Origin of the sequence: Aeromonas sp. s6 (genome assembly GCF_040907815.1) — a bacterium.
GTDB lineage: Bacteria > Pseudomonadota > Gammaproteobacteria > Enterobacterales > Aeromonadaceae > Aeromonas > Aeromonas caviae.
The window spans coordinates 90,978-114,252 of the sequence record NZ_JBFOCN010000019.1 but is presented as its reverse complement, the minus strand read 5'-3'; the positions used below and the strand labels follow the sequence as shown (position 1 = coordinate 114,252).

23 protein-coding genes are annotated in these 23,275 nt (G+C 64.1%); 10 read left to right on the top strand and 13 right to left on the bottom strand.

Annotated elements, in window-relative coordinates; genetic code table 11:
* Positions 1 to 4: 4 nt before the first annotated feature.
* Together ppc and argE are read right to left on the bottom strand one after the other, a co-directional pair.
* Positions 5 to 2,638: a phosphoenolpyruvate carboxylase gene (gene ppc, locus AB5Y50_RS02095; protein WP_010675692.1), complete on the bottom strand. Its 2,634-nt coding sequence runs from the start codon at positions 2,636 to 2,638 to the stop codon at positions 5 to 7.
* 213 nt (positions 2,639 to 2,851) lie between these two features.
* Positions 2,852 to 3,997 (bottom strand): acetylornithine deacetylase, encoded by a 1,146-nt coding sequence (argE, locus tag AB5Y50_RS02090; RefSeq protein ID WP_223955802.1) that lies wholly within the window; start codon positions 3,995 to 3,997, stop codon positions 2,852 to 2,854.
* Positions 3,998 to 4,258: 261 nt separating this feature from the next.
* Between argE and argC the strand changes: the two genes are divergently transcribed.
* The 5 genes from argC to argH all read left to right on the top strand — a co-directional run bounded on the left by argC (position 4,259) and on the right by argH (position 9,892).
* A complete protein-coding gene (gene argC / locus AB5Y50_RS02085; protein ID WP_049636112.1) occupies positions 4,259 to 5,266 on the top strand; it encodes an N-acetyl-gamma-glutamyl-phosphate reductase in 1,008 nt (335 codons plus the stop codon).
* Between the two features lie 23 nt (positions 5,267 to 5,289).
* Positions 5,290 to 6,069, top strand: coding sequence for an acetylglutamate kinase (gene argB / locus AB5Y50_RS02080; protein ID WP_010675689.1), 780 nt, complete (start codon positions 5,290 to 5,292; stop codon positions 6,067 to 6,069).
* A 25-nt stretch (positions 6,070 to 6,094) separates the two neighbouring features.
* The gene (locus tag AB5Y50_RS02075) at positions 6,095 to 7,012 is read left to right on the top strand and encodes an ornithine carbamoyltransferase (RefSeq protein WP_049636111.1); all 918 of its coding nucleotides are present in this window, start codon (positions 6,095 to 6,097) and stop codon (positions 7,010 to 7,012) included.
* Positions 7,013 to 7,068: 56 nt separating this feature from the next.
* Positions 7,069 to 8,304, top strand: a complete 1,236-nt coding sequence (locus AB5Y50_RS02070) for an argininosuccinate synthase (RefSeq protein WP_010675687.1) — start codon at positions 7,069 to 7,071, stop codon at positions 8,302 to 8,304.
* Between the two features lie 202 nt (positions 8,305 to 8,506).
* Entirely contained in the window at positions 8,507 to 9,892 is a 1,386-nt protein-coding gene (gene argH / locus AB5Y50_RS02065; protein WP_114522690.1) for an argininosuccinate lyase, read from the top strand.
* Positions 9,893 to 9,998: 106 nt separating this feature from the next.
* On the opposite strand, the gene AB5Y50_RS02060 is transcribed toward argH, so the two are convergent.
* Positions 9,999 to 10,892, bottom strand: a complete 894-nt coding sequence (locus AB5Y50_RS02060) for a LysR substrate-binding domain-containing protein (RefSeq protein WP_114522691.1) — start codon at positions 10,890 to 10,892, stop codon at positions 9,999 to 10,001.
* A 96-nt stretch (positions 10,893 to 10,988) separates the two neighbouring features.
* Between AB5Y50_RS02060 and AB5Y50_RS02055 the strand changes: the two genes are divergently transcribed.
* From AB5Y50_RS02055 to AB5Y50_RS02040, 4 genes are all read left to right on the top strand, one after another.
* Complete coding sequence (locus AB5Y50_RS02055; protein WP_010675684.1) at positions 10,989 to 11,315, top strand: carboxymuconolactone decarboxylase family protein; 327 nt, start codon at positions 10,989 to 10,991, stop codon at positions 11,313 to 11,315.
* On the top strand, positions 11,306 to 11,698 hold the full coding sequence (locus AB5Y50_RS02050) for a tautomerase family protein (RefSeq protein ID WP_043154858.1): 393 nt from the start codon (positions 11,306 to 11,308) through the stop codon (positions 11,696 to 11,698). The genes AB5Y50_RS02055 and AB5Y50_RS02050 overlap by 10 nt, the downstream gene beginning before the upstream one ends.
* A complete protein-coding gene (locus tag AB5Y50_RS02045) occupies positions 11,695 to 12,219 on the top strand; it encodes a DUF4865 family protein (protein WP_043154856.1) in 525 nt (174 codons plus the stop codon). The genes AB5Y50_RS02050 and AB5Y50_RS02045 overlap by 4 nt, the downstream gene beginning before the upstream one ends.
* A 235-nt stretch (positions 12,220 to 12,454) precedes the next feature.
* The gene (locus AB5Y50_RS02040; RefSeq protein WP_043154854.1) at positions 12,455 to 13,090 is read left to right on the top strand and encodes an FMN-binding negative transcriptional regulator; all 636 of its coding nucleotides are present in this window, start codon (positions 12,455 to 12,457) and stop codon (positions 13,088 to 13,090) included.
* A 72-nt stretch (positions 13,091 to 13,162) separates the two neighbouring features.
* Here the strand turns inward: AB5Y50_RS02040 and AB5Y50_RS02035 are convergent, their stop codons facing one another.
* The 10 genes from AB5Y50_RS02035 to AB5Y50_RS01990 all read right to left on the bottom strand — a co-directional run bounded on the left by AB5Y50_RS02035 (position 13,163) and on the right by AB5Y50_RS01990 (position 20,851).
* Complete coding sequence (locus AB5Y50_RS02035) at positions 13,163 to 13,624, bottom strand: hypothetical protein (protein ID WP_043154870.1); 462 nt, start codon at positions 13,622 to 13,624, stop codon at positions 13,163 to 13,165.
* A gap of 200 nt (positions 13,625 to 13,824) precedes the next feature.
* Positions 13,825 to 14,037 carry a hypothetical protein gene (locus AB5Y50_RS02030; protein WP_043154852.1) on the bottom strand — a complete coding sequence of 71 codons (213 nt, stop codon included), beginning with the start codon at positions 14,035 to 14,037 and terminating at the stop codon, positions 13,825 to 13,827.
* Between the two features lie 94 nt (positions 14,038 to 14,131).
* Positions 14,132 to 14,470: a DUF1294 domain-containing protein gene (locus AB5Y50_RS02025; protein ID WP_043154851.1), complete on the bottom strand. Its 339-nt coding sequence runs from the start codon at positions 14,468 to 14,470 to the stop codon at positions 14,132 to 14,134.
* Positions 14,467 to 15,057 (bottom strand): sugar O-acetyltransferase, encoded by a 591-nt coding sequence (locus tag AB5Y50_RS02020; protein WP_043154869.1) that lies wholly within the window; start codon positions 15,055 to 15,057, stop codon positions 14,467 to 14,469. The genes AB5Y50_RS02025 and AB5Y50_RS02020 overlap by 4 nt, the downstream gene beginning before the upstream one ends.
* A 118-nt stretch (positions 15,058 to 15,175) precedes the next feature.
* Positions 15,176 to 16,429, bottom strand: a complete 1,254-nt coding sequence (locus AB5Y50_RS02015; RefSeq protein ID WP_043154849.1) for an MgtC/SapB family protein — start codon at positions 16,427 to 16,429, stop codon at positions 15,176 to 15,178.
* Positions 16,430 to 16,649: 220 nt separating this feature from the next.
* Complete coding sequence (locus AB5Y50_RS02010; protein WP_039040560.1) at positions 16,650 to 17,486, bottom strand: transporter substrate-binding domain-containing protein; 837 nt, start codon at positions 17,484 to 17,486, stop codon at positions 16,650 to 16,652.
* Positions 17,483 to 18,244: an amino acid ABC transporter ATP-binding protein gene (locus AB5Y50_RS02005; protein WP_043154848.1), complete on the bottom strand. Its 762-nt coding sequence runs from the start codon at positions 18,242 to 18,244 to the stop codon at positions 17,483 to 17,485. The genes AB5Y50_RS02010 and AB5Y50_RS02005 overlap by 4 nt, the downstream gene beginning before the upstream one ends.
* Entirely contained in the window at positions 18,241 to 18,903 is a 663-nt protein-coding gene (locus AB5Y50_RS02000) for an amino acid ABC transporter permease (protein WP_043154847.1), read from the bottom strand. Before AB5Y50_RS02000 ends, AB5Y50_RS02005 begins: the two co-directional genes overlap by 4 nt.
* A gap of 74 nt (positions 18,904 to 18,977) precedes the next feature.
* Positions 18,978 to 19,643: an amino acid ABC transporter permease gene (locus AB5Y50_RS01995; RefSeq protein WP_043154846.1), complete on the bottom strand. Its 666-nt coding sequence runs from the start codon at positions 19,641 to 19,643 to the stop codon at positions 18,978 to 18,980.
* Positions 19,640 to 20,851 (bottom strand): threonine synthase, encoded by a 1,212-nt coding sequence (locus AB5Y50_RS01990; protein WP_043154845.1) that lies wholly within the window; start codon positions 20,849 to 20,851, stop codon positions 19,640 to 19,642. Before AB5Y50_RS01990 ends, AB5Y50_RS01995 begins: the two co-directional genes overlap by 4 nt.
* A gap of 215 nt (positions 20,852 to 21,066) precedes the next feature.
* On the opposite strand from AB5Y50_RS01990, the gene AB5Y50_RS01985 reads away from it, so the two are divergent.
* Positions 21,067 to 23,214, top strand: coding sequence for a prolyl oligopeptidase family protein (locus AB5Y50_RS01985; RefSeq protein ID WP_043154844.1), 2,148 nt, complete (start codon positions 21,067 to 21,069; stop codon positions 23,212 to 23,214).
* Positions 23,215 to 23,275: the final 61 nt, after the last annotated feature.

Here is a 23,275-nt window from a genome sequence, read left to right as displayed (position 1 = left end):
GGGATCAGCCGGTGTTGCGCATGCCGGCGGCGATGCCGGCGATGGTGACCATCAGCGCCTGATCCAGCTCGGGGTGCAGGGTCTCCGGGTGGTTGCGGGAGCGATTGAGCAGCTCGGCCTGCAGCACGTTGAGCGGGTCGGTGTAGGGGTTGCGCAGCTTGATGGACTCCTTGATCCAGGGCTGATCGTCCAGCAGGTCGCCCTGCGGGCGCAGTTTCAGCACCACTTCGATGGAGTCGGCAAGCTCCTGACGCAGCTGCTTGCCGAGTGCCCACAGGTTCTCCGGCACCAGGCGGGTGTCATAGTATTCCGCCAGCCAGAGGTCGGCCTTGAGGAACACCATCTCCAGCATCTCGAGACGGGTGCGGAAGAAGGGCCACTGGCGGCTCATCTCGTCCAGCACGCTCTTCTGGCCGTCGTCGATGGCCTGTTGCAATCCCTTGTGGGCGCCGAGCCAGGCCGGCAGCATCAGCCGGTTCTGGGTCCAGGCGAAGATCCAGGGGATGGCGCGCAGGCTCTCGACACCGCCGTTGGGCTTGCGCTTGGCGGGGCGGGAACCGAGCGGCAGCTTGCCGAGCTCCATCTCCGGGGTGGCGGCGCGGAAGTAAGGCACGAAGTCCGGGTGACCGCGCACGATACTGCGGTAGTGATCGCAGGAGACAGACGCCAGCTGCTCCATCACGGCGCGCCAGCTCTCTTTCGGCTTGGGCGGCGGCAGCAGGTTCCCCTCCAGCACGGCGCTGGTGTAGAGGTTCAGGCTCTGGATGGCCACCTTCGGCAAGCCGAACTTGAAGCGGATCATCTCCCCCTGTTCGGTGACCCGCAGGCCGCCGCGCAGGGATCCCGGGGGTTGCGACAGGATCGCCTGATGGGCGGGTGCGCCGCCACGGCCGACGGTACCGCCGCGGCCATGGAACAGGGTGAGGCGGATGTTGTTGGCTTCAGCCAGCGCCACCAGGGATTCCATGGCGGCGTACTGGGCCCAGCCTGCGGCCATCATGCCTGCATCCTTGGCGGAGTCGGAGTAGCCGATCATCACGTACTGACGGCCCTGGATGTAACCGCGATACCAGTCCACCGACAGCAGGCGTTCCATCACGGCGGTGCCCGCCATCAGGTCTTCCTGGGTCTCGAACAGCGGGGCAACCGGCATGCGGAACTTGCAGCCAGCTTCCTTCAGCAACAGCTGGACCGCCAAGACATCGGACGGGGCACCGGCCATGGAGATGATGTAGATGCCGAACGCATCGGGGTCGTGCTGGGCGATGACGCGACAGGTGTCGATGGTCTCGCGGGTCTCGGCACTGGGATCCCAGTCGCTCGGGATGAGGGGGCGGCGGGAGTTCAGCTCGCGCAGCAGGAAGGCCTGCTTGTCCTCTTCGCTCCACTCGGCGTAGTCGCCCACACCCAGGTAGCGGGTCAGCTCGGAGAAGACCTGGCCGTGACGCTCGCCATCCTGACGGATGTCCAGCTTGACCAGGTGGATGCCGAAGCAGGCCAGTTTGCGCAGCACGTCCAGCAGCATGCCGTCGGCGATGTTGCCCATGCCGCAGGCATGCAGGGAGTGGTAGCAGAGCTCCAGGGGCTCGCGCAGCTGGGCGGTGCTCTTGACCAGATCCCGGCTCTCGCTCGCCTGGCCCTGTACCTTGGCGGTCAGGTACTCCTGGGTCTCGCGCAGCTGCTCGCGCAGCTCACGCACCAGGGCGCGATAGGGCTCGGGATTGTCGCCGACCCGGGCACGCACGGCGTCGGTGCAATCGGCCATGGAGAGCTCGGAGGTGAGCTCCTTGATGTCCTTGTAGAACAGGCTCACCGCCATCCAGCGGCCCAGCTCCAGCACTTCGGCGGTCACCTTGGCGGTGACGAAGGGGTTGCCGTCGCGGTCACCGCCCATCCAGGAGGTGAACTTGACCGGCGCGGCATCCAGCGGCAGCCGCACACCCAGATGGTGTTGCAGGCGCTCGTCCAGATTGCGCATGAATTCGGGGATGGCCGGCCACAGGCTGTTTTCCACCACGGCGAAGCCCCACTTGGCTTCGTCCACCGGGGTCGGGCGCTGTTCGCGGATCTCGTTGGTGTGCCAGGCCTGGTTGACCAGCTGCTCGATGCGACTCTGGATCTTGTCCCGCTCGCGGGGCAGCAGATCGGAGAGTTCCAGGGCCTCGAGGCAGTCGTTGAGCTGCACGTGCTTGTGGATCAGGGTACGACGGGTCACCTCGGTGGGGTGAGCGGTCAGCACCAGATCGATGTCCAGCTCGCGCACGGCCTGGATGATGGCCTCCTGGGACAGGTTGGAGGCTTTCAGCTTGTCGAACATCTGCTCCAGCGGGTCCGGGGTGCAGACCTGCTCTTCGCAGCGACGGGAGATGGTGTGGAACTGCTCCGCCACGTTCGCTAGGTTGAGGAACTGGCTGAAGGCACGGGCCACGGGCAGCAGTTCGTCATCGGAGAGGGTACGCAGGGTGTCGAGCAGGCGCTCTCTGTCAGCCTCGTTCCCCTTACGGGAAGACTTGGCCAGTTGGCGAATGGTCTCAATCTTGTCGAGGAAGGCCTGCCCCTGATGATCCTTGATGGATTTACCCAGCAGTTGGCCCAACATGCCTACGTTGGCCCGTAGTGCGGCGTACTTTTCGTTCATTCCACATCCTTATTTTGTTGGTGCCTCCTGACCTTCCAGGTGGGAGGCGACCTCACTTATTGTTGTGCGATTACAACATATGCTCCGTCATCTTAGGGGGACAATCTACCCAGATTGTCTGCGCAAGGTCAAATAACAAGCCGATTCAGAACATGTATTTCCCTCACCTGTCCCAAGGCGCCTGTCATGTAACTTACTTACATCCCTATTTGGCTAGACGCAGAAGCGCCGGATCAGGTGCTGCAGCACCGCCGTGGTCGGTTTGACGAACGACAGATCCAGGTATTCATCGGGCTGGTGGGCCTGGGTTATATGGCCTGGGCCCATCACTATGGTCTCGCAACCCAGTTGCTGGATAAAGGGGGCTTCGGTGCAATAGTTCACGGACTCGGCGGCCCGGCCGCTCGCCTTTTCCGCCTCCCGCACCAGCTCGGAGTCATCCTGGCAGGCATAGGCCGGAATGGGTTCGTGCAGGTGCTGCAGGTGCAGGCAGCCGGGCTGGTGGATCTCGATGGGGGAGAGCGCCTCTTTGAGCATGCCCATCAGCTCGTCGGGACCCACCTGCGGGGTGGGACGCATGTCGATGTGCAGCTCGCAGCAGCCGCAGATGCGGTTCGGGCTGTCGCCCCCCTGGATGTAGCCGAGGTTCAGGGTGGGCTGGGGCACGGCGAAGCGATGGTCGGCGTACTTCTCCTTCAGATCCCGCTGCAGCTTGAGCACCTGGCCCATGGCCTGGTGCATGATCTCCATGGCGTTGACGCCGTTGGCGGGATCCGAACTGTGGCCGCTTCGGCCTGTGATGCGAATAGCTTCCGACATGTGGCCCTTGTGGGCCACCACGGGCACCAGCCCGGTGGGTTCGCCGATCACCGCGTAATCGGGTTTGAGTTCAGCTGCGGCGGCGATGGCGCGGGCCCCGGCCATGGTGGTCTCTTCATCGGCGGTGGCCAGGATGCGCAGCGGCTTGCTCAGGGTCTTGAGGTCGACCTCCTTGAGCGCTTCCACGATAAAGGCGAAGAAGCCCTTCATGTCGATGGTGCCGAGCCCGTACAGGCGGTTGCCCTCTTCGGTCACCTTGAAGGGGTCTTTGGTCCAGGCTCCTTCATCGAAGGGAACCGTATCCGTGTGGCCCGCCAGCAGCAGCCCCCCTTCTCCCTGACCATAGGTCGCCACCAGGTTGAACTTGCCCGGCAGATCCGGCAGGGCCGTGACCTCGCACTGGAACCCAAGCTGGCCGAACCAGTCGGCCAGCAGCCGGATCACCGCCTCGTTGCTCTGATCCCAGCGAGTATCCGTGCTGCTGATAGAGGGAATCGCAATAATATTCTTATAAAGTGAAAAAAAATCCAGTTTGGCCATCAGCTCCTCCTTGCGTCCCCGGAGTGTTTCTGTTAGAAAATACAAATGCAAAGTGAGTGCATGAATATTCTGTTCGAGTGCTCATCGACAAGGCCTCTAGTTGTAAGGGAAAGTTAATGTTCTGTCACCTGATCTGTAACCGACGACGCATATCCGCCTGAATTGCCCCTCCGCACTCGTTGCATCAAAGGGGCGATAGCCGACCCCTTGCACCGCAGCACCATGCTGTGAATTTCGAACCCAGACTTGGAATACTCAAACATGCTTAAGACCGTTATCGTCGGTGCCAGTGGCTACGCGGGGGCCGAACTGGCCGCTCTGGTCCAGAACCATCCACAACTCGAGCTGTTCGGCCTCTATGTTTCCGCCGGCAGCCAGGACGCCCACAAGCGCTTCTCTTCCCTGCATCCCCAGTGGGTGGGCAAGCTGGATCAGCCGCTGCTGCCCCTGGACGAAGACGGCATGACCCGGATCCTGACCCAGGCCGATCTGGTGGTGCTGGCCACTGCTCACGAGGTGAGTGCAGAACTCGCGCCCAAGTTCCTGGCCAAGGGGTTGCCGGTGTTCGATCTCTCCGGTGCCTTCCGGGTCAACGATCAGCAGTTCTACTCCTCCTTCTACGGCTTCACCCACGAGAATGAGCAGTGGCTGGAGCAGGCCGCCTACGGTCTGGCCGAGTGGAATGCCGATGCCGTCAAGGCCGCCCAGCTGATTGCCGTGCCGGGATGCTACCCGACCGCCTCCCTGTGCGCCCTCAAGCCGCTGCAACAGGCCGGGCTGATTGCCCAGGGATGGCAGCCCATCATCAATGCGGTTTCCGGCGTCTCCGGGGCCGGTCGCAAGGCCGCCATCAACACCAGTTTCTGCGAAGTGAGCCTCAATCCCTACGGCACCTTCAATCACAGGCACCAGCCGGAGATCAGCCACCACCTCGGCAAGGAGGTGCTGTTCCAGCCCCACCTCGGCAACTATGTGCGGGGCATCCTGGCCACCATCTATGTGCAACTGGCTGAAGGGGTGACGCAGACCCAGGTGGATCAGGCCTACCTCAAGGCCTACGAAGGCAAGCCGCTGGTACGCCTCACCGGCCAGATGCCCTCCATCCGCGGCGTGGCGAGCACGCCCTACTGCGACATCGCCTGGCAGCAGCAGGGCAACATGCTGGTGGTGGTTTCTGCCATCGACAACCTGCTCAAGGGGGCCGCCTCGCAAGCCATGCAGTGCATAAATATCAAGTTTGGTTTTGAACCGGCCACCGGCCTGATTTAACGCTTTAAGAAAGGATCGAGAAGATGGACAAGCAGACGCTGGTAATCAAGTTGGGTGGTGCCCTGATCGAGAACGACGAGGCCCTGACCGCCCTGTTCGCCACCCTGAAGACCTTCCTGGATGATCAGCACCGTCCTCTGGTGCTGGTGCACGGTGGTGGCTGCCTGGTGGACGACCTGCTCAAGGGGTTGGGCATGACCTCCACCAAGAAGAACGGCCTGCGGGTGACCCCGTTCGAGCAGATCCCCGTGATTGCCGGTGCCCTGGCCGGGACCGCCAACAAGATGATGATGGCCAAGGCCATCTCCACCGGCATTCCTGCTGTGGGTCTGTGCCTCGCCGACGGCGGTCTGTGCCAGGTGACCCAGCTCGATCCGGATCTCGGTGCGGTCGGTGACTGCAAACCGGGCAACCCGGCGCTGGTGGCCGGCATCCTGGGGCAGGGCTTCCTGCCGGTGGTGAGCTCCATCGGCATTACCGCCGACGGACAGATGATGAACGTCAATGCGGATCAGGCGGCCACCGCCATCGCCGAAGCGCTGGGCGCCGATCTGGTGATGCTGTCGGATGTGAGCGGCATTCTGGATGGCAAGGGCAAGCTGGTGCCGCAACTGGACAAGCAGAGCGCGCTGGACCTGATGGAGAAGGGCGTTATCACGGACGGCATGGCCGTCAAGGTGAAAGCCGCCCTGCACGCCGCAGAAACCCTGGGCAAGCCGGTCTGTGTCGCCAGCTGGCGCTACCCGGATCAGCTGCTCAAGCTGCTGGCTGGCGGCGCTGTTGGCACCCAGGTCACCCTCTGATCTCCACCGGGAAAAGGACAATCCGATGCAACATCTTCTGAAAGACAGTGATTTAAGCAAGGCCCAGATCGAGGCGCTGCTGGCGCTTGGTAAAGCGGTCAAGGCCGATCCGAAGAAATACAGCCAGGCCCTGGCGGGCAAGAGCGTGGTCACCCTGTTCGAGAAGCCCTCCCTGCGTACCCGGGTCACCTTCGACATCGGCATCGCCAAACTGGGTGGTCACAGCGTCTATCTGGATCAGCAGAACGGCGCGCTCGGCAAGCGGGAGTCGGTGAAGGATTTCGCCAGCAACCTGTCCCGCTGGTGTGATGCCATCGTCGCCCGGGTGTTCGATCACCAGACCCTGGTCGAGCTGGCCGAGTTCGGCTCGGTGCCTGTGGTCAACAGCCTGTGCAACCTCTACCACCCCTGCCAGGGGCTGGCGGATTTCATGACCATCAGCGAGCACTACAGCGATCTGGCCAAGGTGAAGCTGGCCTATCTCGGCGATGGCAACAACGTGAGCCACTCCCTGCTGCTGCTGGGGGCGACCCTCGGCACCGACGTGACCCTGGTCTGCCCGAAAGGTCATGGCCCGGATACCCAGATCTTCCTGCAGGCCCAGGCGCTGGCAGCTCAATCTGGCGCGACCATACATATCAGCGATGATGTCGCGGATATCGAAGGCTTTGACGTGGTTTATACCGATACCTGGGTTTCCATGGGTGACAACACACCAATGGAGCAGGTAAAAGATATCTTCATGCCTTATCAGATCAACCAGGCCCTGCTCGATCGGACCGGCATCCAGCACGTGCTGCACTGCCAGCCGGCCCACCGGGAGCTGGAGATCACCTCGGAGGTCATGGACGGCCCAGCCTCCCTCATCATGGATGAGGCAGAAAACCGGATGCATATCCAGAACGCCGTGCTGCTGACCCTGTTCGGACAGGGCCAGAAGTAATCCGGCAACCGACCCGGAATCACCCCTTTTTATCGAATCATCACGGAGAGAAGTAAATGAGCGGAATCAACAAGATCGTACTGGCTTACTCGGGCGGACTGGATACCTCGGCCATCATTCCCTGGCTGAAGGAGCACTATGACGCTGAAATCATCGCCTTCGTCGCCGACGTGGGCCAGGAGCGTGACGATCTGGAAGGGATCGAGCAGAAGGCCATCGCCTCCGGCGCGGTCAAGTGCATCGTCAAGGATCTGCGGGAAGAGTTCGTCAAAGAGTATGTCTACCCGACCCTGAAGACCGGCGCCGTCTATGAAGGCACCTACCTGCTGGGTACCTCCATGGCCCGTCCGGTGATCGCCAAGGCGATGGTCGAGGCTGCCCTGGCGGAAGGGGCTGATGCCATCTCCCACGGTTGCACTGGCAAGGGCAACGACCAGGTGCGGTTCGAAGGGGCGGTAGCTGCCCTGGCTCCCCAACTGAAAGTGATCGCCCCGTGGCGGTTGTGGGACATGCGTTCCCGGGAAGATCTGCTGGCCTATCTGGAAGCCCGCAACATCCCCTGCAAGGCGACCCTGAAGAAGATCTACAGCCGCGACGCCAACGCCTGGCACATCTCCACCGAGGGTGGCGAGCTGGAGAGCACCTGGAACGAGCCGTCCGAAGCCGTCTGGCAGTGGACCGTCTCTGCAGAGGATGCCCCGAACGAGCCGGAATACGTCAAGCTGACCGTGGCCAAGGGCGAAGTGGTCGCCGTTGACGACCAGCCGCTCAGCCCGCACCAGATCCTGACCACCCTGAACGAACGTGCTGGCAAGCACGGCGTGGGCCGGATCGACATCACCGAGAACCGGATGGTGGGCATGAAGTCCCGTGGCTGCTACGAGACCCCGGGTGGTACCGTGATGGTTGCCGCACTGCGCGCCGTGGAAGAGCTGGTACTGGACAGACCGACCCGCGCCTGGCGGGAAAAGCTGGGTGCCGAGTTCTCCCACCTGGTGTATGACGGTCGCTGGTTCACCCCGCTGTGCAAGGCCATTGTCGCCTCCGCCAACGCCATCGCCGAGGAGCTCGACGGTGAAGTGGTGCTGAAGATGTACAAGGGTCAGGTCACCGCGGTGCAGAAGAAGTCGCCGAACAGCCTCTACTCCGAAGACTTCGCCACCTTCGGTGCCGACGAAGTGTACGACCAGAGCCATGCCGAAGGCTTCATCCGTCTCTACACCCTGGCGAGCCGGATCCGCGCCATGAAAGAGCAGCATCAAGCCATCGGTGGCGACCATACCCACGGCTAAGCAAGCGCTATCACCCGTTGATACGAGGGGGCATGGCCCCCTCTTTTACAGGCAGAGAGGCCCTTTGCCATCCTCATCGGGTGTGACAAGAGCGGCTGCGCCCTGGCCGCTTCTGTGAGATAACAGGCTCGCAGAAAAACAGGGCAAGATTTCAAGTTCGACGGCGCAAGGGGCCGCCGACAACGCATTCAAGGAGAGCAGTATGGCACTTTGGGGTGGACGCTTCAGTCAGGGAGCCGATAGCCGGTTCAAGCAGTTCAACGATTCGCTGCGGTTCGACTACCGTCTGGCGGAGCAGGATATTCAAGGCTCCATGGCTTGGGCCAAAGCGCTGGTCAAGGTGGGGGTGTTGACCGAGGGTGAACAGGGCAAGCTGCAGCAGGCGATGGAGGTACTGCTCGCCTCCGTGCAGCAGGATCCCCAGCAGATCCTGAACTCGGACGCCGAAGACATCCACTCCTGGGTCGAGAGCCAGCTCATCGACGCCGTCGGCGCCCTTGGCAAGAAGCTGCACACCGGTCGCTCGCGCAACGATCAGGTCGCCACCGACCTTAAACTCTGGTGCAAGGCACAGGGCGAACTGCTGCTCGGCTCCATCACCGCCCTGCAACAGGGGTTGGTGGCCTCCGCCCGTGCCAACCAGGCCGCGGTGCTGCCGGGTTACACCCACCTGCAGCGTGCCCAACCGGTCACTTACGCCCACTGGGCCCTGGCCTATGTGGAGATGCTGGAGCGGGACCATTCCCGTCTGCAGGATGCCCTCAAGCGCCTCGACACCAGCCCGCTTGGCTGCGGCGCCCTGGCGGGCACCGCCTATGCCATCGACCGCGAAGCCCTGGCGCTCGACATGGGCTTTGCCGGCGCTACCCGCAACAGCCTGGATTCGGTCTCCGATCGGGATCACGTGGTGGAGCTGATGCACGTGGCGTCCCTCTCCATGACCCACCTGTCGCGCTTTGCCGAAGATCTCATCTTCTACAACACCGGCGAGGCGGGCTTTGTCGAGCTGTCTGACGCCGTCACCTCCGGCTCGTCTCTGATGCCCCAGAAGAAGAACCCGGACGCGCTGGAGCTCATTCGTGGCAAGACCGGCCGGGTGGTCGGCGCCCAGATGGGCATGCTGATGAGCCTCAAGGCGCTACCGCTGGCCTACAACAAGGACATGCAGGAAGACAAAGAGGGGCTGTTCGACGCCCTCGATACCTGGCACGACTGCCTCGACATGGCGGCGCTGGTGCTCATCGATCTGAAGGTCAATGGCGAGCGCACCATGGCAGCGGCCCAGGGCGGCTACGCCAACGCCACCGAGCTGGCGGACTATCTGGTGGCCAAGGGGATTCCGTTCCGTGAGGCGCACCATATCGTCGGCGAGACCGTGGTCTATGCGATCCAGGTGAAAAAGCCCCTGGAAGAGCTCTCCCTCCCCGAGTTCCAGCGCTTCAGCCCCGTGGTGGGGGAGGATGTTTACCCGAACCTGGAGCTGGAAGCGACTCTGGCCAAGCGGGTTGCCAAGGGAGGCGTCGCTCGCGAGCAGATAGAGGCAGCCCTCACCGCCGCCGAGGCCTGGCTGGCCAAACGGGCGGGTTAAGCCAAGCGGCTCGCCATGGGAACAAGAAGGCAGAACGGCGACCCCAGGGTTGCCGTTTTTTTATGGGTACGCCTCGGCGCCGTGGGGCGCGTTGACCAGGCGCTGTTCAGCCCCTGTGTCCGGCGCTGGCATGATGCACGGCGTCCGTGAGCAGTCGTTGCAACTGGCTCCTGGCCTCGTCGGTTTCATGGCTGGCAGTGAGCAGCACCACCCCCAGGGTGCCCGGTGAGGGCAGCACGCCGCCGAGGGTGGCGAGACTGGCCGGCATGCCGATGGGGGAACGCACCGTGATCCCTAGCCCGGCCTGCACGGCGGCCCAGATCCCGCCCAGGCTCTGGCTGGTGAAGGCAATCCGCCAGGGGATCCCGGCATCGTCGAGGGCGCGGATGGCCCGTGCCCGCATCAGGCAGGGGGCATCGAAGAGCACCAGGGGCAGGGGCTCCCCGCGCGCGAGCAAAGGGGCGGGGTCCCACTCGGGGTGGGCAATCCAGGCCAGTTGCACCACCTCGATGAGGGGAAGATCCTCCCGCTCTCCCTGTGGCTGCCAGGCGAGAGCCATGTCGAGGGTGCCCTCCCTGATCCCCTGCACCAGGGCCCCGTTGCGATCGATGCGGGTTGTCATGCGCAGGGCCGGGTGCTGACGACAGAGGGGCCCCAGCACGGCGGGGAGCAAGGATTCGCCGAAGTCCTCCTGCACCCCGAGCCGGATCTCCCCTTGCAGCAGTTCCCCTTTGAGGGCGAGCACGGCTTCGTCATTGAGCGCCAGCAGCCGCTTGGCGTAGCCCAGCAGGCGCTCACCGCTGGCCGTCGGCACCAGGTGACGTCCCTGCTTCATGACCAGATCGGTGCCGCACTGCTGTTCGAGTTTTTTCAACTGGGCGCTGACCGCCGAGGTGGAGCGGCACAGCCGCTGCGCCGCCAGCGCAAAGCTACCGCACTCCAGCCCCAGCACGTAGCTGCGCAGGGCATCGAGATCCAGGCTAGGGGGAAGGGGTGACATAACTATCCTTATAATCGGGATGATTGGTCTTGAATATTTCGATTTTTTAAATTGTAGCAGTGAGGGAGAGTGGCTTCATCCACCAAGGAGATTGCCATGACACCCGATGTTCCCGATCGCGCCACCCTGGCGCAGCTTGCCCCCCGACTCGCCCGACTGGCGGAAGAGACGCTGTTTGGCGATATCTGGCAGCGCCCCACCCTCTCGGCCCGCGAGCGCAGCCTGATCACCCTGGCCATCCTGGCGTCACTGGGCCGGGTGCAACAACTGCCCTGGCATATTGCATTCGCCCGGCAAAACGGCCTGTCCCGGGATGAGCTGGAAGAGCTGTTCACCCATCTTGCCTTCTACGCCGGTTTGCCCGCCGCAGTGACAGCCGTGGGTTATCTGCCCCCCCGCGAGGAGGTGACCCCATGCCGCTGACCCGTATCACCCTGTGCGAGGGGATGAGCGACGGACACCTGCAGCAACTCAGCGCCCTCTACCACCAGACCCTGGTGGAGGTGTTCGAGGTGCCGCCGAAGGATAAATTCCAGATCCTCGAGATCTTGCCTGCCAGTGCGCTCATCTATGACCCCCACTACCAGACCGGCCGCCGGGACCAAGGTTTCATCCTCTTCCAGATCCTGGCGGGCAAGGTGCGCAGCACCGCGACCAGGGAGCGGCTTTATGCACGTCTCGCCGAGCGCCTTGAGGCCGAGCTTGGGATCCACCCCGACAACCTCATGGTGGTGATCCAGCAGACCGATGCCGAGGCGTGGAGTTTCGGCCAGGGCCGGATGTTCAGACAGGAGGTGGCCTCATGATCGCCATGCACTACCGATTCACCCTGCCCGCAGACTACGACATGGCGCTGATCGAGCAGCGGATCGCCAGCAATGGCGCCAGACTGGACGGCTTTCCCGGTCTGTTGTTCAAGGCCTATCTCTACAGCCGTCAGGACGATGGGGCCCTGCCGGGGCAGGAGAACCGCTATGCCCCCTTCTATGTGTGGCACAGCGCCGAGGCGATGCACCGATTCCTGGCAAGCGAGGGATTCGCGGCGCTCACCCGGCATTTCGGCTGGCCCCGCATCGAGACCTGGCATCTGCTGCGGGCGCCGGATCCGGCCTCCCTCGACGGGGCTTGCATGGCCAGGCTGCGGCGCACCAAGGTCGCTTCCCACGGCCAGCTGGCCGACCTGCACGGCGAGGCCATGGTGAGCGGCTGGGATCTCACCCGATGGGAATGGCTGGAGGCGGATTTTCTCCCGTCCCTCTCATCGCCCTTGCCTGCCGGGGGCGAGATCTACCGTATTGGCTATCTGGCGAAGGGGGGCGGGGTGTAAAGCGGAATTATCTTTGTCATTGATGTTGTTTTTCCATTCACTTGGGCTGTTAAAGTGATATTCGCATCGTGAACATAGGGTGTTATATCGCGCTTGTGGATGATGATGTGGCATTGCGGCCACCTGCGGCAATGAACTGGCTCAGTGGGGCACATTCAGGGTGACGGCCCGCGCCGGGCAGGGCATGATCCCGCTGCAATGCGTATGGACGCGTCAACCGGATCAAGGAGTTCCCATGTACCTGCCACCCCATTTCGCCGTTACCGACCCCGAGGCGCTGCACCAGCTGATGCAGGCGAACCCCCTGGGGGCCCTGATCACCTGTGGTGAAGGGGGGCTGGATGCCAACCACCTGCCGTTCGAGTTCGATGGGGCGCAGGGGGCCTACGGTGTGCTGCGGGCCCATGTGGCCCGCAACAACCCACTCTGGCAGGAGGTGAAAGACGGCGACAAGGTGCTGGTGATCTTCCGCGCCGCCGAGGGTTATATCTCCCCCAGCTGGTATCCGGGCAAGCAGGTGCATCACCAGCAGGTGCCCACCTGGAACTATGCCGTGGTGCACGCCCATGGCCGTATCCGGGTGAGGGACGATGCCCGCTTCGTGCGTCGCTTGCTCGCGACCCTGACCCGTACCCACGAGGCGGGAGAGTCCATTCCCTGGAAGATGGCGGATGCACCGAGAGACTATCTCGAGACCATGGTGCAGGCCGTGGTGGGCATAGAGATCGAGGTTGAGCGGCTGGTCGGCAAGTTCAAGCTGGGTCAGAACAAGGAGGCGGCGGATCGCCTGGGAGCGGCCAATGCCCTGCAGGATCGCGGGCAGACCGCGCTGGCCGGCGCCATGCTGAACCCGCCCCCTTCACAGCCCTAGCGTGGCACCCAGGGAGCTGCCCGACAAAAACGGCAACCTAATGGTTGCCGTTTTTCATGGTTCCACACCCGCTCATGCGCTGGCATTGAGCAGCTTGCCGACACCTTCCCCCGGGCCCTGGGTCAGGGTCTGCTTGAAGGCGTAGAGCAGCTGATCGAGGTTGAGGTCGCTGTTGCCGAGGGAGCCCTTGAGGGTGTCGAGCTCGCTCTGCAGCGCATCGAGGCGGGTGCTCTGGGTGCCGTCTGCCAACTGGGTGCGGGCGGCATCGATGGCCTGGGGCAGGGGCTGGCCCGAGGATTCCTGGCCCAGGGTCTGCATCAGCGCCCCCATGAAGTGGTTGATGGCAGGGCTGTTCTGCTCGCTGTCAGCCTCCTGGATGCCAAGGCGCTGGAACAGGCTCTGTACCGTGGGGGCAAGCTGCTCTTCCTGCACGGCAGGCTCGGTCTGGGCGGGCGGCGTGCCGTCGCCCAGCAGCTTGCTGCCGAGCTTGATGGCAAGGGAGGCGAGGGGAAGCAGGGTGCCGATGGCGATCATGATGTCACTCTCCGTACGACTGATGTCATGACGGAGCAGGGAACGGGCCAGCTTGGCGAGCATTCAGCCGAAAAATGGCAGGGGATTGATCCTGCTGTGAATTTCGTTTTTGCCAGGCAGAGGGCGAGCGGGTGCGAACGGGGGCGGCGGCAAACCCTTGCAGCCCGGGGGCTGGTTGGCTTGCCACCCGGCTTGCCGGATCAGAGATCCTTGAACGGGCGGCGTTTCTCCTCCTCGATGACGATGGCCTCCAGATTGGCGATGCGCTCCTGCAACTCCTTGATGATCATGTCCTGCTTGCCAAGACGGTCGGTAATGCGGGCATCCCCCATCTGGTAGCGGGCGCGCTTGGTGAGATAGCTGAACGACACGCTGATAAAGACGATCAGAACGATACCTGTCCACATGGTCATGAATGACTCCTTTCAATATTTGAACGAGAGGATCTGTCTCCCGTGCTGTCGTTGTCTCATACCCGACCTTGGGCGGCAATGCCTGCCTGGTTGTTCAGAGCGGCCAGATCGGCCAGCCGAGCCAGATCCCGAGCAGCAGCAACTGCCCCCAGACGATGGCCCAGAACCGCAGGCGGTAGCTCCCCTTCTGGGTCTTGTGGCGCAGCCACTGGCGGGCGACCAGGGCGCCGGGCCAGCCGCCGCACAGCTCAAGCAGGTGCAGGCGGGCCTCGGGCACGCGCCAGCCGCCACGAATGGCCTGGCGCTTGTCCCAGGCGTAGGCAGCCAGGGTCAGCAGGCTCATCAGCAGGATCAGGGCTAGCGGCCACCAGTTGGCGTCCCGCACCCCGAGCCAGCCTGCCCAGCCCAGGGGCAGCAGGGCCAGCACCATCATGATAGGCACGCCGGATCCCGGGTCTCGTCCGGGCTTAACGTGCGGATCACCCGGGCCGGATTGCCCACCGCCAGGGAGTCCGCCGGGATGTCCCGGGTCACCACGGCGCCAGCCCCTATGATGGAGCGCGGCCCTATGGTGACGCCTGGGCAGATGATGGCTCCGCCGCCAATCCAGCAGTCATCGCCGATCCGCACCGGCTTGTTGTAAGCGGTCCAGTTGCGTCGCTCCAGATGATCCATGGTGTGGGTGGCGGTGTAGATCTGCACGTTGGGGGCCAGCAGCACATGGTTGCCGATGTGCACCTCGCCCACGTCGAGTATGGTGACGTTGAAGTTGAAGAAGGTCTTCTCGCCGATGTGGATGTTGCGGCCGAATTCGCAGGTGAAGGGGGTGCTGATCCAGCAGGAGTCGGGGCAGTGGGCGAAGAGGTCACGGCAGATCTGCTGGCGCAGGACGTGATCCCCCGCCGGTGAGGCGTTGAGTCGGCTCAGCAGCGCCTGGCCGCGAATGCGGTCGTTCGCTATCTCCTCGCTCTGGCTGTCCAGGGCGCCCCCCGCCAGTACCTTGTCCCAGTCGCTTGCCATGGTCATCTCCTCCTGCTGCAAGAGGGGGCAGTATACGCGACAAGGGGAGGGGGTGTCAGAGTGCCGGGCCCGTCAGGTGATCCCCGTCATCCTGTCATCACGCCATCACGCCATCACGTCACAGGACAAGGGGCAGGATGAGCAGGATGGAGACGAGGTAGGGGAGCAAGACCCGCCGCCCCAGGCTGCGTCCGCCAATCACCAGTGCCAGCACCCCTTTCACCAGGGAGTTGACCAGCCCGGCGAGCAGTATGCCCCTGGCCGCCACCTCCAGGGCCAGCTCCTTCTGGGCGAGCTGGGAGAGGGAGAGGGTGATGGCGTCCACGTCGGTGATGCCGGAGACCAGCGACAGCAGATAGACCCCGGAGTTGCCCACCTTGCTTTGCAGCAGGGTGGCCATGAAGCCGATGAGGGCGAGCAGCAGACCGAACTTGATGGCGGTGGCGAGATCCAGCGGGTTGCGGGTTTCGGGCTGTACCGGGCCGTCCGGCATCTCTTCCCGCTGGCGCCAGAACCAGAAGGCAAAGCCGTAGACGATGGCTGCCAGCAGCAGCAGGGGGGCGGCCAGACGCAGCGCCAGCTCTCCGTGGATGATCAGCACCAGTGCCAGCAGCCTGAGCCACATGGTGGCTCCCGCCAGCAGAATGCCGGTGGCCAGCAGCCGCTCCAGCCCTCCCTGCTCCTTGTTGAGGCGGGCAAATTGCAGGGTGAGGGCGGTGGAGGAGGCGAGCCCCGCCAGCATGCTGGTGAGCACCAGCCCGGAGCGGGTGCCGAGCAGGCGCACCGCGAAGTGACCACAGAACGAGATGCCGGCGATCATCACCACCATGAGCCAGATCTTGAAGGGATTGAAGGCATTGAGGGGACCCATCTCGGTATCGGGGAGCACCGGCAGCAGCACCAGGGAGATAAGCAGAAAGCGCAGGGTGGCGTGAAACTCCATTTCGCTCAAGAACAGCATCCCCTGCTGGATCTTGCCCTTGAGCCCCATCAGGAGGGCCGCCAGCACGGCGCAGGCCACCGCCTCGCTCGGGCTCTGCAGCACCGACATCAGCCCCAGCAGGTAGGTGAGCACCATGGCTACCGAGCTGGTGAGGCCGAACTCCCCCTGCCAGCGCTGGGCCAGCCAGACCGAGAGGCCGCACCCCGTCACCACGGTCAGCAGACCGAGCAGGGCCAGCCAGGCGCCCAGGGTGGGCAGCAGCAGGGCGCAGACCCCGCCGAGCAGACCGATGAGGCCATAGGTGCGCATCCCGGCGATGCGCTGGTTGTCTCCGAGCTGGCGCACCTGCCAGCCCCGCTCCAGCCCGATGATGAGTCCGATGGCCAGGGACACCAGGGCGCCGTAGACAGGCTCGGCCTCTATCCACATGGGTTTCTCCTCCCGCTGCCGTTTCAGTGAGGATGGCACAGGGCATCCCGGGGCAGGGGGAGCTGGCTCACAGAGCGGGTGTCCCGCCTGCCGGGGTCTTGCAAACAAAAAAAAGGCGCCACCTGGAGGGGGCGCCTGGAAAGGTCAAACCTTGCGGTTTGCAGACCAACGGAACCAAAGATCACACACTTCACACTCAGCACTGCTGTGGGGGCAGGGCTCAACCCTGCCACTTGCCTCCTTCCACTATCACGTCGTTGGGATCGGTATCGGCGCTCAGTTTGTCGCGCACATACTGGTCGTAGAGTTTCAGCAGGTACTTCTCTTCCCCCAGCTTGGCGAGACGGTCGTTGACCCAGTCACGCAGCTCGATATTGCCCTTCTTCACCGCCGGCGCGATGGGGTCTTCCGAGCCCAGCTTCTCGGGCAGCACCCGATAGCCCGGGTTCTCCTTGGCCCAGCTGAACAGCACCAGGTTGTCCTGGGCATAGGCATCGCCGCGGCCCTGGGCCAGGGCCTGCAGGGATTCGGTGTTCTTCTCGAACTTGAGCACCTTCCAGTCCGGGTGGTTGCGGGTCAGCCAGATGTCGGCCGTGGTGCCGGTGGTGACGATAAGCCGCTTGCCGGCCAGATCGTCGAGCTTCTTGGCGTCGCTGCCTTCCGGCACCAGCACCTGCACCGCGACCTTGAGGTTCGGGTTGGTGAAGTCCACCACCTGCCGCCGCTCCGGGGTCACCGTCATGTTGGCGAGGATCAGATCCACCTTGTCGCTCTGCAGGAAGGGAATGCGACTGGCGGGCTCCACCGCCACGAACTCGACCTTGTTCTCGTCCCCCAGCAGATCCTTGGCGAAGCGGCGGCCGAGATCGGTGTCAAAGCCGACGTAGTTGCCCTTCTCGTCCACATAGCCAAACGGCGGCTTGTCGGTGAAGACACCGACGATGAGCTTGTCCCGCGCCTTGATCTTGGCGAGGGAACCGTCTTCTGCCTGGGCGGCGCCGCTGGCGAGGCCCAGGCCGATGAGGGCGCTAAACAGGACCGAGGTAATTATCTTCATGCTGACTCCTTTCGTTTGCTGACAGTTGTATAAGAAAACTTGGCGAGGAACTGGCGCGCACGCTGGCTGCGCGGGCTCTCGAAAAACTGATGGGGGGCGGCCTGCTCCAGGATGTGGCCACCGTCCATGAAGACGATGCGATCCGCCACCGCCTGGGCGAACGCCAGCTCGTGGGTGACGATGAGCAGGGTCATGCCGCTGCCGGCGAGATCCCGGATCACCTCCAGCACCTCCTGTACCATCTCGGGATCCAGCGCTGCGGTCACCTCGTCAAACAGCATCACCTGGGGGTTCATGCACAGGGCCCGCACGATGGCGATGCGCTGCTGCTGGCCGCCGGAGAGCTGGCGCGGATAGTCATGGCGCCGCTCCCACAGACCGATGCGGGTCAGCAGCTGCTCCGCCTGCAGCAGGGCCTCCTGCCGCTCCCGCTTCTGCACCTGCACAGGGCCGAGCAGCACGTTCTCCAGCACCGTCAGGTTGGGGAAGAGGTGATAGCTCTGGAACACCATGCCGATGCGCTGGCGAAGCCGCTGCCAGTCGGTGCTGGCATCCAGCAACTCTCCGTCGAAGCGAATGTCGCCCCCCTGAATGGGTTCGAGCCCGTTGAGGGTGCGCAGCAAGGTGCTCTTGCCACAACCGCTTGGCCCCAGGATGACAATCACTTCCCCGGCGTTCACCGTGAGGCTGACCTCGTCCAGTACCCGGTGTTGGCCGAATTGTTTGCTGACAGCATTGAGCTCAAGCAGAGGTGTCATACCGCATTACCCCATTGTTGCTCCAGCCGGCGCGAGGCGAGCGAGAGCGGATAGCAGACCAGAAAAAAGAACAGGAACAGCAGACCGTAGATAAGCAGCGAGCCATAGGTGCGCTCGATGATCTGCTGGCCCACCTTGATCACCTCCACCACCCCGATCAGCACCGCCAGGGAGCTGGTCTTGATGATGCGGGTGTAGATGTTGATGGTCGGCGGCGTCAGCCGTTGCAGCGCCTGGGGCAGCAGCACGTGGCGATAGAGCTGCCAGCGGGAGAGCCCGAGCGCCAGGCCAGCCTCCTGCTGGCCGCGGGCGAGGGAGTTGAGGCCGCCGCGAACCACTTCGCCTACCTCGCTGGCGCCCCACAGGGCCAGCACCAGCACGGCGCACCAGAAGGCCGGGATATCCAGGCCAAAGAAGATCGGCAGCCCGAAGAAGAAGAGGTAGAGCCAGACCAGCACGGGCACCACCCGAAACAGCTCCAGATAGACCCGCAGCACGACCCGAGTCAGCCTTCCCCCTTGCTGGGCCAGCACGCCGTAACCGACCCCGCCCAGGGTGGCGAACAGGATGGCGAGCAGGGAGATGGCGAGGGTCTGGCCCGCGCCCACCGCCAGCAGCGGCAGCGCCTGCGCCAACTGCTCAGTGACCGGACTGGCCATAGTGATCCCTCCTTTCTTGTGCATGGGTGGCGAGTGACGGCGGCAGCAGGACAATAGGTGCCTTCATCAGTTGCTCAATGACCGAACTGACCATGTTGCAGCCTCCTTTCAACGACGCGCAGGGCAAGGGAGAGCGGCAGAAAGATCAGCACGCACATCAAGGTCAGCACCGCCAGCATCTCGTAGGTCTTGTAGTAGAGGGCGATGTAGTTCTTGGTGGTGTAGAGGAGCTCGGGCACCGCCACCGCCGAAGCCACCGTGGTCTCTTTGAGCAGAAAGATGAAGTTGGCAAACAGCGCCGGCAGGCTGGCGAGCCAGGCCTGGGGCAGCTGGACGTGGCGCAGCAGCTGCCAACGGGAGAGGCCGATGGCCCGGCCTGCTTCCAGCTGGCTGGGGGGGATTGCCTGAACGCCTGCCCGCAGCGCCTCGGTGAGGTAACCGCCACCGAGGAAGGTCATGGCGATCACCGCCGTGGCAAAGCCGGAGAGCGAGATGCCGAGCGCCGGCAGCCCGAAGTAGAGAAAGAACAGCTGGATCAAGAGCGGCGTGTTGCGGGCCAGCTCCACATAGGCGCGGATCACCCCGTTCAGCCAGGGCTTGTGCAGGCTTTGCAGCGTCACGTTGAGTATCGCCACGGCGAGCGAGGTGAGGATCACGATGGCGCCGAGCTGCAAGGTGACCCAGACCGATTGGCCGAACGTCGGCAGGGTAGTGAGAACAAAGGACCAGTCGAAGCTCATGCCGGGATCCTCCCGTCGCGGCGCAGCCGCTGGGGCACGACCGTGATGGCGTCAGGGTACTTGATGCCGGCGCCGGTGTTGAGCACCACCACCCGCTCGCCCCCCTGTATCCAGCCAGCTTCCCGCAGCTGGCGGGCGGCGGCGAAGGCGGCCGCCCCTTCCGGGCAGACGAAGCTGCCTTCGCGCGCGGCGAGTTGACGGATCTCGCGCTGGATGGCGCCATCGTCCACCGCGACGGCGCACCCCTCGGTGCGATAGAGGGCGTCCAGCACCAGAAAGTCCCCCAGCGCCTTGGGCACGTTGATGCCAAAAGCGAGGGTCTGGGAATCGGGCCAGAAGCGCGATTCGCGCTCCCCCTGCTGCCAGGCCTGGACGATGGGCGCGCAGCCGCTCGCCTGCACCGCCACCAGTCGCGGCAGCGGCCCCTTGACCCAGCCCAGCTCCTGCAACTCCCGCAGCGCCTTGTAGATGCCGATGAGACCAACCCCGCCGCCGGTGGGGTAGAGGATGACGTCCGGCAGGGTCCAGCCGAGCTGCTCTGCTATCTCCAGCCCCATGGTCTTCTTGCCCTCGATGCGATAGGGCTCCTTGAGGGTGGAGGCATCGAACAGCCCCTGCTCGGCCACCGCCTCGGCCACCTGGCGACCGGCGTCGCTGATGAGGCCATCCACCAGATAGAGGCGGGCACCGGCCAGCGAGGTCTCCAGTCTTGTGATGGCGGGTGCCGCCTGGGGCATGACTATGGTGCTGCGCAAGCCGGCGCGGGCGCCATAAAGCGCCCAGGCCGCACCGGCGTTGCCGTTGGTGGGCATGGCGAAGTGGGTGATGCCGAGCTCCCGGGCGCGGGAGACGCCGACCGCGGCGCCGCGGGCCTTGAAAGAACCGGTGGGGATGATGCTCTCATCCTTCATCCAGAGATCCGGAATGCCGATCTGTTTGCCGAAAGCGGGCAGGGGCAGCAGAGGGGTGAAGCCTTCCCCCAGGGTGATCACCTGGGCGGGGTCGCGCACCGGCAGCAGCTCGTGGTAGCGCCACAGGCTGGCGGGGCGCCCCAGCAGAGCGGCCGGGTGCCAGGCCTGTTTCAGGGCCTCGAGGTCGTAACTGGCCAGCAAGGGGGCACCGACCGGGCTCAACTGCTGGGGCTGATCGGCATTCACTATCTCGCCGGTCTTGCTGCAACGTAGATGTGATAGGTAGCTGTACGGCATGCTTTATCCTGAATGGCTCACGTTGGCTGGTGTCTTATTCCATCCTGTGACCCAAGGGCCGGATAACAAACAAAATAAAGCGGCAAACTTAAGCGAAAAAATTCATATGGCTCCCCCGTGTCGGCGGGCCACCCTCTGCCACCGGTCGGGGGGTTGGGCCATCCGGCGCGCTTTGTTAACCTGCCCGCTCACTCAAACCGCAGGGAGCCGCCTCGATGCGAGCCATTGTCAGCCTGCTGGCCCTGTCACTGCTCTGTGCGTGCAGCGGCCAGCCAACCAGAGAGGATGCCATGTCAGGGAATACGCGCCTTCACTACCCGGTCACCCGCCAGGGTGAGCAGGTGGATCACTATTTCGGCCAGGCCGTGGCCGACCCCTATCGCTGGCTGGAGGATGACCGCAGCCCCGAGACGGAGGCCTGGGTCAAGGCCCAGAACCGGGTGACTCAGGGTTACCTGGCGCAGATCCCGTATCGCGCCGCCATCAAGGAGAAGCTGGCCGCCTCCTGGAACTACGCCAAGGAGGGGGCGCCGTTTCGCGAGGGGCGCTACCACTACTTCTTCAAGAACGACGGTCTGCAGAACCAAAACGTCCTGTGGCGCCAGCTGGAGGGCAAGCCGGCGGAGGTATTCCTCGATCCCAATACCCTCAGCCCCGACGGCACCACGGCGCTGGATCAGCTGAGTTTCTCCCGCGATGGCCGCATCCTGGCCTACTCCTTGTCGCTGGCCGGCAGCGACTGGCGCGAGATCCACCTGATGGACGTAGAGAGCAAGCAGCCGCTGGAGGCGCCCCTCAGGGACGTGAAGTTCAGCGGCATCAGCTGGCTCGGCAACGAGGGCTTCTTCTACTCGAGCTACGACAAGCCCGACGGCAGCGAGCTGTCGGCCAGGACCGATCAGCACAAGGTCTATTTCCACCGGCTCGGCACGGCGCAGGAGGATGACCGGCTGGTGTTCGGCGCCATCCCGGCCCAGCACCACCGCTACGTGGGGGCGACCGTCACCGAAGATGACCGCTTCCTGCTCATCTCGGCGGCGAACTCCACCTCCGGCAACCGCCTCTATGTGAAGGATCTGGGCCAGGAGAACGCGCCGCTGCTGACGGTGCAGGGGGATCTGGATGCGGACGTGAGCCTGGTGGACAACCAGGGCGGCACCCTTTATCTGCTGACCAACCGGGACGCCCCCAACGGCCGGCTGGTGACGGTGGATGCCGCCAACCCGGGTCCGGCGCGCTGGCGGGATCTCATCCCCGAGCGTCAGCAGGTGCTGACGGTACACAGCGGCAGCGGCTATCTGTTTGCCGAGTACATGGTGGATGCCACCGCCCGGGTCGAGCAGTTCGACTACGAAGGCAAGCGGGTGCGCGAGGTGGCGCTGCCCGGCCTTGGCAGCGTCAGTGGCTTCAACGGCAAGCACGACGATCCCGCCCTCTACTTCGGCTTCGAGCACTATGCCCAGCCGCCGACTCTCTACCGGTTCGAGCCCAAGAGCGGCGCCATCAGCCTCTATCGCGCCTCGGCGGCGCCGTTCAAACCGGAGGATTACGTTTCCGAGCAGCGCTTCTACCAGAGCAAGGACGGCACCCGGGTGCCGCTCATCATCAGCTACCGCAAGGGGCTGAACCTCGATGGCAGCAACCCGACCATCCTCTACGGCTATGGCGGCTTCGACGTGAGCCTGACCCCGAGCTTCAGCGTGTCGGTAGCCAACTGGCTGGATCTGGGGGGCGTCTATGCGGTGGCCAACCTGCGCGGGGGCGGCGAGTACGGCCAGGCCTGGCACCTGGCGGGCACCCAGCAGAACAAGCAGAACGTGTTCGACGATTTCATCGCGGCGGCCGAGTACCTCAAGGCCGAGGGCTACACCCGCACCGATCGGCTGGCGATCCGAGGTGGCTCCAACGGCGGTCTGCTGGTGGGGGCGGTCATGACCCAGCGGCCGGATCTGATGCGGGTCGCCCTGCCGGCGGTGGGGGTGCTCGACATGCTGCGCTACCACACCTTCACCGCCGGGGCGGGCTGGGCCTATGACTACGGCACCAGCGCCGACAGCGAGGCGATGTTCGACTACCTGAAGGGCTACTCGCCCCTGCACAACGTCCGGCCCGGGGTCAGCTACCCCTCGACCCTGGTGACCACGGCGGATCACGACGATCGGGTGGTGCCGGCCCACTCCTTCAAGTTTGCCGCCACCCTGCAGGCCGACAATGCCGGCCCCCATCCCCAGCTCATCCGCATCGAGACCAATGCCGGGCACGGGGCGGGCACGCCGGTGGCCAAACTTATCGAGCAGAGTGCGGACATCTATGCCTTCACCCTGTACGAGATGGGCTACAGGGAGCTGCCGCGTCAGCCTTGATCCGGGCGAGACGGGCGCCAGCCATCCACTATCATCAGGGCCCTGCGGGGCCCTTTTTATT